Below are 4,271 nucleotides of genomic sequence, written 5' to 3' on the forward strand. Positions count from 1 at the left end.
CATTACCAGTTCTTGCCGATAGCTAATTCATAAACCATTTGTAGCAGGAACGCTATATTATTAGAACAATCCCATTTTCATGTAGTCAGCTTCATCTTTCGGAAAATGGTCATTTTCTGACCAACCCTCTTCCTTGAGATCGGTGATGATATGCTGTTTTGCTGCTATGCCGGCATCATCACCGAATAATTCTATAACCTCTTTTATGCCTGCACTGTGATGCCTTATTTTACGGTGTCTCATGCCATATTCTTTACTACCGGCAAACTCGTCAAGCCAAAGATGTACTTCTTCGTATTCTTTACCGAATAGCCTTATTGATTCTTCACAATGATGTTTAAAGGATGCCATATGATATACCATGTGTCATTTCTGCCGGTATGTCAATATAGTCAGTCTGAAAAAGAATTATTCATGGCAATGCCGTTGAAAATAAGAGAATATATTTCAATGGTTTTATCGGCAAGATTTGCTTATACCATTTCGCCATCAACCATTAAATAATAGCCCAATGAAACCCTACTAAGCTGCGGATTGTTTGGGCGGATTCCATAATTGTCTTCAAGATAATCTCTAATCTCTTTTCAAGCGCTCCCAGCGTTGACCATATACAATTTCTCAAATAGTTTTCCCGTATATATTCCCAGAGATGCTCTACAGGGTTTAATTCCGGCGAATAGGACGGTTGATAGAGGATACGAATATTTTCGTACTCGCCCAAATCCTTGCTTTGGTGCCATGCCGCCTTATCCATCACCATAATTACCCTGTATTCCTTAAAATACTCTGAACATTCTTTAAGGAAGATTTTCATTGCATCAGTGTCGGCATAGGGAAGAATAAGAGAAAAGGATTCACCGTCATGAGGGCATACAGTGCTGAATATATGGGTGTATTCTCTTACAATGTGGACAGGTACTGCCGGTCTTAATCCTTTTGGCGCCCAGCAATGAGCAGGGTCAGATATTCTTCCGAACCGGCCTTCGTCCTGGAATAATAGCTTTACCGGCCTTGCATCTTCTTTGATGAACCTCTCCTGGGCGGCTGCCACCAGCTCCGGAAGTTTTTTTTAAATTCTTCCTGCTTCTCTTTATCAGCTTTATGGTGTTGGGGGCGGGGCATTACTTTCCGCCATCCCTGTCTATGCAGGATGTCATAGAGGTAATCTTTCGATACGCTTTTACCGACTTTTTCCTCTATTTGTGTTTTAATTGCAAAGGCAGTGATGATCCTCCCTTTTTCCGCTATTGACAGGATTTGCTCCAGAAATGCTTTTTCTTCATCTACTGAGAGAAATCCGAACCGCCTCCCGCCACGAGGGCGCAATATAAAGCCTTCAGGGCCTTCATGATTATACAGGTGGACCCATTGATGGACAGTCCCCGGTGTAGTACCGACATATTCGGCAACAACATCCGTATGCAGTCCTTTAGCTGTAAGTAAAATACATTGCCATCGTTGAAACTGCCCCCGATCTTTAGATGCCTTCATTCTCTTTTTCAGTTCTTCCTGATCTAAGTGGTCCATCAATCTTGTCGGTTTCATCATGCCCTCCTTCGTTGATGTATTTGAAGGAGAATATCATATTAATTTAGTGATTGAAAGCGAAATGGTATTACCTTACAGTAATGGTTTTAAAATAGCAAGACAGTTTGATGCTTCTGAAAATGACAGTTCTTGCCGATATCTTTCAAAAAAGTTGGTTCCCTTCATAAATATATACCTGTGGTAATTATTATAACTATATTATTAGCGGCAGAAATCCCAAAGGCCATGGGGTTTCTAAACTTAGGTGTGCTGCTCTCCCATTATAGCCGTTTGATCCACGTGGGAGACATGAGTTCAGCCCCATTTGCTTCAGTATCCTGCTTCTCATATATAATGATGGAGGTGCCCCGCTTCCGATAAGAAAACAGGGGGAGGGGCAGGATATCTTTTACCCATAGGATATTTGGTGTGAAATTGACGTTGATCTTCGTTGATCTGACTTTTTAGGATAATCTCTTCATCTCTTTTTCGTTGTTGTTGACGGAAAGAGATTTCTCACATACCCCCACACTTCTTGTTATGAGAGGCGGGGGAGTTTTTACCGCAATGAGCTTGAATGAAGTACGTTTTGTTCCTTCACTCTCCCACTGTTCCTGATTAAGACTGCCTGATACGACAACACGGTTGCCTTTTTTGAGATGCTGTTCAACGATCTCAGCGAGTTTTTGGAAAGATGCTACTTTAATCCATCCTGTCTTTTTACCTGATTTGAATGCAAGATTGAAAGATGCTTTCATGACCCCTGATGTCAATCAGTGGACACCAAATATCTTCATGCCGACGTCTTTTTCTCATAAAATAGCCTGTCATATTTCTGTGGACTAACACTCTTACTGTATTTTGTCCTGAGAAACCTATTTTTTGTCTGTAATCTTCTGTTCGAATTTTTCCCAAAATGCCGAATCAGAAGTCCGCCAGTATGCTCCCCATTGTTTCACAAAAACACCCTCAATAAGCTTTAGAACTCGTCTCCAGGCATGGCCGTATTCGTACGTCAGGACATCTTCAAGAAAAGGAACTACTGATCCAAGCCTTTCTTTTGGCAAATATGCCCGAGCTCCTATCTCAATCGATTGCTTGAATGATTCAGGCGATAAGGCATGAGCAGTGAGCATTACTGTGGGGACCGGATATGGACCGGAGGCGGCTAAGCGCAGAAGATCAAATCCGCGAACACCCATGATGTCCAGAACGGCTAGATCATACGTCCAAGACACTAGAAGTTCGGAAGCCTTCTCATAGGATGTGGCCGTATCTATCTGGCATTGAGGGGCATCCAACAGGATTTCTGCCTTAAGCACTTCAAGTATATCCGGTTCATCATCTACTGCAAGAATTCTTTTATTATTTAGAATTGACTCTTTCACAATATTCCTCCTCTTCCTGTCGAAGAAATGGATCAGGCTTTCTGTTTATCATAAGGGGCAACGTAACCAATAAAAACCGTTGCCGGATAGAAGCCTGCTACCTACTATTGGTTTTTATATCATTAAATAAGAATGCAGGCTGGAAAATCACGAATATTGGGAAAAGGCACTGAAGAATTTCCCTTCTGTCGCTCTCTGTTTTTAGCATCCTCTTTATTGTACCCTGAAAGAGGTCAAACCTTCACAAAATATTCTCATGTCGGCAGGGCCTCTTTCAGGGGGTCAGACATTAGCCTGAAAAACATATTTCAGTCGATATTTCTCCACCTTACCGTTTGTCCCATGGAGGCGCTACCTTGACTTTATATCCTTTACTCATGTTAAAAGGATAGACTGTCTTGAGTTGCCCATCCGACCACTGAAACGCACCAAGATCAAAAATTGCCGTTCCGTCCGGGTTGTATTTTATATCGCCCATTGTTGTCCCCTTGAACTGGGTTGTCAGGACAGCCTGGCGTATCTTGGCCCCATCAAGGGTGCCGGCATTTTCTATGGAAGTCCAGAGAGTCTGGCATATCGCATAGTAGAGTCCTATGCTGACCGACCGTTTTTTAAACTGCTTAAAGTACCTTTCTCCGAGTTCTTTTGCGGCGGGGTATGGAAAGTCTTCGGACCAGAAACCGTCAGCAAGGACATACTGGGCGTCTTTACCAAGAGCATTCGCGAAGTCCGAGGTCCACGTTCCCTTGTACCCATGGAAGTATTTAAGATTAAGTCCGGCCTCTTTCATCTGACGTACGAAGGTGATGGCGTCCTGGCTGGCAGAAAACATGATAACGGCGTCAATGCCTTTGGATTTCAACTTCAGGATCTGGGAGGAGTAGTCTTTTGCTCCGACTGCCATGTTCTCGGCCAGGGCAATCTCATATTTGTACTTCTTGGCGCCTTCCTGGAGGGCTCCGCCCAAGCCCCTCCCGTCCGTGGTGTCTTCCATCAGGAGGGCTATGTTCTTTGGTTTGTCAGCAGCAGGGATTGTATTGAGTACTTTAAAAGGCACTTCAGCGCCCTCAACTACTGAAAAGAAATAGAGAGTAGACCATTGGAACTTCTGTGGCCGCCACAATTCGGGAAAGAGAGTCGTCACGTGGTAATATTTTTTTAATTTATCAGCGGCAACACAGGTGGGTAAAGACAAATTTGTTGTAAACGTTGAAAGCAGCAAATCAACCTTATCAACCTTAACCAGCCTTTCCAGGGCTGCTGCTGCTTTGCCCGGATCGCTCTCAGCATCGGCAACGACGAGTCTCACGGGAAGTTTCTTTTTGAACTGCTTGACAAAGACTCCCCCCTTGGCGT

6 protein-coding genes are annotated in these 4,271 nt (G+C 43.5%); all 6 read right to left on the reverse strand.

The features are described 5' to 3' along the window. Positions 1 to 60: 60 nt before the first annotated feature. Positions 61 to 351: a hypothetical protein gene (locus tag NT178_17875; protein ID MCX5814390.1), complete on the reverse strand. Its 291-nt coding sequence runs from the start codon at positions 349 to 351 to the stop codon at positions 61 to 63. 145 nt (positions 352 to 496) lie between these two features. Beyond that, complete coding sequence (locus NT178_17880) at positions 497 to 1,051, reverse strand: IS630 family transposase (protein MCX5814391.1); 555 nt, start codon at positions 1,049 to 1,051, stop codon at positions 497 to 499. Beyond that, a complete protein-coding gene (locus NT178_17885) occupies positions 1,003 to 1,548 on the reverse strand; it encodes a winged helix-turn-helix domain-containing protein (GenBank protein MCX5814392.1) in 546 nt (181 codons plus the stop codon). The genes NT178_17880 and NT178_17885 overlap by 49 nt, the downstream gene beginning before the upstream one ends. A gap of 443 nt (positions 1,549 to 1,991) precedes the next feature. After that, complete coding sequence (locus NT178_17890; protein MCX5814393.1) at positions 1,992 to 2,285, reverse strand: single-stranded DNA-binding protein; 294 nt, start codon at positions 2,283 to 2,285, stop codon at positions 1,992 to 1,994. Between the two features lie 117 nt (positions 2,286 to 2,402). After that, positions 2,403 to 2,915, reverse strand: coding sequence for a response regulator (locus NT178_17895; GenBank protein ID MCX5814394.1), 513 nt, complete (start codon positions 2,913 to 2,915; stop codon positions 2,403 to 2,405). Between the two features lie 328 nt (positions 2,916 to 3,243). Then, a partial coding sequence (locus tag NT178_17900; GenBank protein ID MCX5814395.1) for an amino acid ABC transporter substrate-binding protein occupies positions 3,244 to 4,271 on the reverse strand: 1,028 nt, incomplete at its 5' end.

The organism is Pseudomonadota bacterium (assembly GCA_026388255.1).
Taxonomy (GTDB): domain Bacteria; phylum Desulfobacterota; class Syntrophorhabdia; order Syntrophorhabdales; family Syntrophorhabdaceae; genus JAPLKB01.